Genomic DNA, 5,648 nt, shown 5'->3' with positions numbered 1-5,648 from the left:
CCATGTTTGGCGAGTTTGGTCCCATTGAGGTGATCACCCCGCCACCGCCGACCGAGGCCCAGCAACAGGCCATCCTGACGGATAAGCTGCAACAGGCGGCCCGCGCCATGGCGCCGCTGGAGGATGCCGACACCCTGGGCGTCATCAACGAGGCGGAGCGCGAGCAGCTCACCGCCTGGCAGCGCTACCGGGTCACCCTCTACCGCCTGCCGCAAAGCGACGGCTGGCCCACCGAGGTCAGCTGGCCAGAGGCGCCGCAATGAGCTGGACGCAAGGGCAGCTGCGTTGGCCCGCCAGTGCCGCCAGCCTGCACAGCCGCGCCCAGGGCGTACTTGGCCAACTGCCCGCCACCCAAGCCAGCGCCATGGGTCGACTGCAGGGGCTTGCGGCCCGTGCCCAGTACCAGCGCCACCCGCTAAGCGAAGCGGCCGCCGCACTGGCGAGCCTGCGCAGCGATCTCGACCGGCTGCTGGTGACCGGCCGCTGCCTCGCCGTCACCCCCTACCAGCACGGGGTGGGCGAGCAGCAGGGCAACCAGTACCACCTGTCCGCCCCCAAGGCGGTGGCCACCCTGGCCGCCAAGCTACAAGACGGCGCCGACCCGCGTTTACCCGCCGGCCAGCTGCACGCCCTCGCCTGGCTGGTGACCGGCAACAGCGCCGATGACCTGGCCCAGCAGCTGGCAATCCTCTGTGCCCTGCTGCCACTGCCCGAGTGGTGCGCGGCCCTGCGCCGCCTCACCGCTAACAACGACACCATGAGCCAGCCCACGGCGGCCAAGGTGCCACGCTGGCGCGCCGACGAGCCGCTGACCTGGGCACCGCTGCGCCCGGCCCGCATGGCGCTGGGGGCCGAGCTGGCCCAACTCGAAAGCCTGGCTCGGGATAGCCAGACCCCGATGGCCAAATTGCAGGCCCTGGCCAGCCGCCGTGCTGACCGCCTGGTACAACTCGCCGAGACACTGACCAAACTGGGTAAGCTGTCCGGTTCGCTCTGGCACTGGCAAGGCCAGGGAGATGCGGCCAGCCTCGCCACCCAGCTTGGCCAAAGCGCCCCACCCGACCACAGCCAGAGCATGACGGTTGGCGCCCTGCTGCTCTCCCCTTCCCCGCTCACCTTCTGGCAGGAGTTAACCCCATGAGCCAAGCCATGCTGACCCTGGATGGCGAACCCATCATCATGAAGTCGATGCGGGTCTCCGCATCGATGCAGTTTCAGGACAAGGACCAGAGCGGCCAGACCAGCTCGACCAGCAGCGCCGAACAGGGGGCCAAGGGCAAGGAGCTCGATGTCTCCGGCCTTATCCCGTTCAAAGAGGAACGCATGCTGAGCCGGCTGTTTGAGCTGGCCGATGCCAAAGGGAACGGCGGCAAGCGCCACGTCTACCGGGTCGGGTCGCTGTTGGCCAAGTCGGTGAAAGTGCGCCAGGCCAAGTTTGCCGGACGCATCACCGCCAGCGAACAAGAAGGCCTGCTGGCCTGGCAGGTGCAGTTCACCTTGAAAGAGTTCAACTCGGTACCGGAGAAGCGCGAACAACGCTTGCCCAAACAAGCCCCGACCGTGGGCCAGGGCACCGACAACACCAGCGCAGCCAAGGGCGGTGGCAAGGGGGAAGGAGAACCGGATCTCAGCAGCTTCGAGCGCTATGTGCTCAAACCGATGGATGACGTACTGGCATGAAACTATCGACTTCCCTGACCCTCGCCGGCCAGCCGGTGCACCTGGTCGATCACGATCTGGTGCTGGACCTCAACGCCGGCGGCCGCGCTGCCCTGACCATTGAGGGGACGGCCAGCAAGGGGCAGCTCTTTACCCTGGACACCGGCTACAACGGCGACCTGCGCCGCTGGTTCACCGGCTACGTGTACGATGTACAGCGCGCCGCCAATGGCGCCAGCAAGCTGCTGTGCCGCGAGCTGGCCGGCGCCTTGGGCACTCGGCTGCCGGTCAGCCAACAACACGCCACCCTGCGCGGCCTGTTGGCCTGGCTGACCGACCAGACCGGGCTGACCTTTCTGCTACCCCAGGGCTGCGATTACACTGACCGGCCGATCCCCAACTTCACCAGCGCCGGCACCGGCTATCAGCTGCTCGATAACGCCGGCCGCGCCTTTGAGGTGCCGGACTTTGTCTGGTACCAGCAACCCGATGGCGCCATCTTTGTAGGAAGCCACGCCCACAGCCGCTGGCATGACAAGGAGGTGACACTCGATCCGGCCTGGTCTGGCCGTCAGGCGGGCGACACCCTGACCCTGTCACCGGTGCCGGCCATCCGGCCCGGTACCCTCCTCAATAGCAAGCGGGTGATGCGGGTGCGACTCAAGGGTGACGAGATGACCCTGACCACCGCCACCCCGGGCAAGACCAGCAAGTCGCCAGAGCGGCGCAAGATAGAGGGGGAGTTCCCGGAGCTGGCCGACAAGATGCACCTGCCCAAGTTCGGGCGAGTCGAGGCCATCAGCGACCAAGCCAGCGCTGGCCAGCTCAATGATCCCTTTCGCCCCCGCTATGCGGTGGACGTGCAACTGCTGGGCGAAGATGCCCAGCCGGACAAGGCCGCGCCCCTTTATCGGGCGGTACCGCTGCCGGTGCAGTTCGGCGGGCAAGAGCAAGGGCTGCTGCAGTTCCCCCTCGAAGGGACTCTGGTTGAGCTGGGCTTTGCCTTTGGGCGGGCCGACCGGCCCTTTATCCGCACCGTGCTCGGCAGTGGCTGGGCCCTGCCGGACATCACCCCGGGGGAGCAACTGCAACAGCAGCGGTCCGAGGTATTCAGCCGCACCGATACCGTGGGCAACCAGAGCCGCCAAACTGACCGCCGCCTGCACGACCAGGCCCTGCAGATGCACCACCAGAGTGACGACTACCTGGGGGAGCATGGCCAGCATCAGCTGCAGGTGGCGCAACACAGCATTGAGGAGGTGGGCGGGTTAAAGCTCATCGAGGCACTGGGGGCCATTGAGCTGTTGGCCGGCGATGATCTCACCATGGGGAGCCTGGGCAACATGAGCCAGACCACTGCGGGGGATCTGATCGAGGTGGTGGGGCAACTGCGCCGGGCGGTTGCCGGCGAACTGCAACACCTGGAGGCGCCCCGTTCGTGGATGGGGACTGACAGCGTGAACATCTTCCGACTGCTGCTGCAGCTGATGAAGGTAGTGGAGCAGCTGGCGGCTACCACTGCCAGCCACACCCACGGCAGCGGGCCAGCCCCTGGTAACAGCGAGGCCATGGCCGGACAGGGCCAACAGGCCAAGCAGCTGGCCAGCCAGCTATCCCCCATCATCGAGTAAAACGAAGGGCCTTTAAGGCCCTTACTCATTTTTGCTCAAACATCTCTTTGTTAAGCTTCTCTTTCAGTGCTTCCAGAGAGAGCTTGTCTAAAGCCTGATCCAGTTTCATGAGACCTTGCGCACCACAATTTTGGGAGTAGAGCTCTTTGCCAAAACGCCAGCTCGTCTGTTTGACGTAACACTGTTCCCATCCCAAACGCTCAATAGTCGACATACTGACTTTTTGCGTCAGTAGTCCTAGAGCAGCAGCAACAACAATCAGAGAAATGACAATGATCCCCCGTCGCTTAACGGCCGTTGAAGAAAGGTCTGGCTCCGGTATGGCTATGGAAAACATCAATCTCCCACCGGCGTACAGCATGAAGGGGGTCGCAAGTAAGCCGATGAAGATGGCAAACCAGCCCCGCCAGTCATTCATTCGCAATGGATCTGCAGGTGTCAGTGCAAGCAAATCCAAGAATTCAGCACCAAATATTATGGCCATCCACACGCCACCGATCCCGAGTAACGCGACAACCAATCCACTGGCCCGCATCTGCCATGAGACATGCACAGTCGTCATTCAAACTTCGCCTTAACCGCTTGTTTCATCATCTCAGAGAGCTCTGCTTCTTCGTCGGCAAAGTCGATAAGTTTACCAGCAACAATCGTTGCCAAAGCAAATACTGTCCCAGTTAACAGTATTCCAGGCCCAAAGACTGTAGCCACAACACCTGCTGCAATGATGCCTACGCCATTGGCAAGCGTACCTTTAACAAGATCGACACCCACATTGCTGAAGAGATCGACCATCGTGACTTCATCTTTCAAGATGTAATCAATAACGTTGATAGATACAGAAAAGACAAAATCAGCCAAGAACCCCATCTTTACCAAGTGGGCATTTGCCTTTGCACCTATACCCAACCGAAGGATTTTGGGATTGCTGGCCTTCCAGATATTACCTGGGATCGTTTTGTGAACCTGTTTGTAGTTCTTGATGATCGTATAGGGCTCGCCATTGATCACTTTGGTGTAAGCAATTACCCCCATACCACCTAATGCTTTAGCGGTAGATTGAGCCAGCCGAATTCGCTCACCAGCGTCTTTGATAGATTTTGCATTCCCCAAGTTGTCTTTGGCGTTGAGCTCTTTCCAAAGTTCCTGGAGCTCTTCAAATGTCAGTACAGCGACGGTTTGTGCCGGCTGTGTGTAAACGACATCAAGGTACTCACCAGTCAGAGGGTTATAAGGAGGCCAAAAACCGGGAGATAATGCGGGAATTTCCACTGGGCTAGGGGCTGGAGCAATCGCGGCGGCACGGGCAGATGGAGCTCCATCGCCAACCGTGACAGTTCCCCCACCAATGATTACACCCCCACAAGAAACCCCCTTCCCTGTGAACGCAAGTGGTTGACCATTCACTAAGACGGTTGAAGAACCCGCAGCGATGAATCTGGGATGTGGTGGGTTATTTGGTTTGTCATGAGGTTCAAGAGGGTCACCGAGTCGAGCCGCAGGGAGGCCATCAATAAATACATCTGCCGAACCGGAGATAATCTTGGTGGGTGGAAACCCGTCATGGTCGGTTCCAATATCTCCGACCTTAGCCGCATTACCCATAGCGTGTCCCCATTCTGTGATTCAAGAACAGAATACTGTAAGGAGTCACTAGAAGCTTGGTCAAAGTTCTAAACCGAAAGTTAAGAACCGAGTCTCAAAATGAACAGCTATACGACAAGGGGTGACCGAACGGACAGGCTGCCTGACAGCCCAAAGATGGCCAGGGAAAGGCGCCGCATCCTATAGAGCCATCAGGCAGTGTTGCATCTTACGTGAATCCTGAGCGCGCTCACAGTCTCACCGTGCAGGCTGGCGACGCCTACCGCCGCGTCTGCGTCACGGAATCCGCGCTCTTCCGCTCCCGCCTGCGCGCCGCATCAATAAAATTTTTTGCAAAAGTGGATTACCGCAAAACCACAGGCCCAGGCCGCGCCAGATAAAGGATCTGCGACTTGGAGAGGATCTGAAAGGATCGAAAGGAATTGCAGGGTTTTACAGTTTAGCGGGGGGCTGGATAACGAAGGTGAAAGCGTAACTCATTGAATGTATTGGGATGGTTGTACTTTTCGTGGGAATTTAAATGATCGGGGAGGATCTCGTTTGCTACGGAGGAATAACGAGAAGGTGTTATGTTTCAAATGGTTAGGTGTGATGAGGGCTGATCTGATAACTGAAATTTTGAAAAACCTTGAGTTGTGATGGTTAACCGAAGCAGTCATAGCAAATGAGCTTCATCTTGGCGTTCTCCGCACCCAAAAGCAGAAGAGGCCCACATTATGGGGCCTCTTCTCGCTCTATCGTCTCAATCCACATTAG

6 protein-coding genes are annotated in these 5,648 nt (G+C 59.5%); 4 read left to right on the top strand and 2 right to left on the bottom strand.

Annotated features, from left to right (window positions below):
* The 4 genes from AACX78_RS21765 to AACX78_RS21750 all read left to right on the top strand — a co-directional run.
* Window positions 1-263: tail fiber assembly protein (locus AACX78_RS21765; protein WP_201302971.1), on the top strand; the 263-nt coding region annotated here is incomplete at its 5' end.
* Window positions 260-1,141 carry a hypothetical protein gene (locus tag AACX78_RS21760; protein ID WP_159167585.1) on the top strand — a complete coding sequence of 294 codons (882 nt, stop codon included), beginning with the start codon at window positions 260-262 and terminating at the stop codon, window positions 1,139-1,141. The genes AACX78_RS21765 and AACX78_RS21760, both read left to right, overlap by 4 nt.
* Window positions 1,138-1,680: a baseplate complex protein gene (locus AACX78_RS21755; RefSeq protein ID WP_131730132.1), complete on the top strand. Its 543-nt coding sequence runs from the start codon at window positions 1,138-1,140 to the stop codon at window positions 1,678-1,680. The genes AACX78_RS21760 and AACX78_RS21755 overlap by 4 nt, the downstream gene beginning before the upstream one ends.
* The gene (locus tag AACX78_RS21750; RefSeq protein ID WP_159167584.1) at window positions 1,677-3,290 is read left to right on the top strand and encodes a hypothetical protein; all 1,614 of its coding nucleotides are present in this window, start codon (window positions 1,677-1,679) and stop codon (window positions 3,288-3,290) included. Before AACX78_RS21755 ends, AACX78_RS21750 begins: the two co-directional genes overlap by 4 nt.
* A 25-nt stretch (window positions 3,291-3,315) precedes the next feature.
* On the opposite strand, the gene AACX78_RS21745 is transcribed toward AACX78_RS21750, so the two are convergent.
* Complete coding sequence (locus tag AACX78_RS21745; protein ID WP_159167583.1) at window positions 3,316-3,852, bottom strand: hypothetical protein; 537 nt, start codon at window positions 3,850-3,852, stop codon at window positions 3,316-3,318.
* Window positions 3,849-4,892, bottom strand: coding sequence for a type VI secretion system PAAR protein (locus AACX78_RS21740; RefSeq protein WP_236556387.1), 1,044 nt, complete (start codon window positions 4,890-4,892; stop codon window positions 3,849-3,851). The genes AACX78_RS21745 and AACX78_RS21740 overlap by 4 nt, the downstream gene beginning before the upstream one ends.
* Between the last annotated feature and the right edge of the window lie 756 nt (window positions 4,893-5,648).

Source organism: Aeromonas sp. 9A, from assembly GCF_963900955.1.
GTDB lineage: Bacteria > Pseudomonadota > Gammaproteobacteria > Enterobacterales > Aeromonadaceae > Aeromonas > Aeromonas salmonicida.
Note: the sequence above shows the minus strand (reverse complement) of the source record. Positions and strands in the feature narration are given on the sequence as shown.

Coding starts and splice junctions, on each gene's coding strand:
- AACX78_RS21740 (WP_236556387.1), bottom strand. CDS start 4,892: ATGGGTAATGCGGCTAAGGTCGGAGATATTGGAACCGACCATGACGGG.
- AACX78_RS21745 (WP_159167583.1), bottom strand. CDS start 3,852: ATGACGACTGTGCATGTCTCATGGCAGATGCGGGCCAGTGGATTGGTT.
- AACX78_RS21750 (WP_159167584.1), top strand. CDS start 1,677: ATGAAACTATCGACTTCCCTGACCCTCGCCGGCCAGCCGGTGCACCTG.
- AACX78_RS21760 (WP_159167585.1), top strand. CDS start 260: ATGAGCTGGACGCAAGGGCAGCTGCGTTGGCCCGCCAGTGCCGCCAGC.
- AACX78_RS21755 (WP_131730132.1), top strand. CDS start 1,138: ATGAGCCAAGCCATGCTGACCCTGGATGGCGAACCCATCATCATGAAG.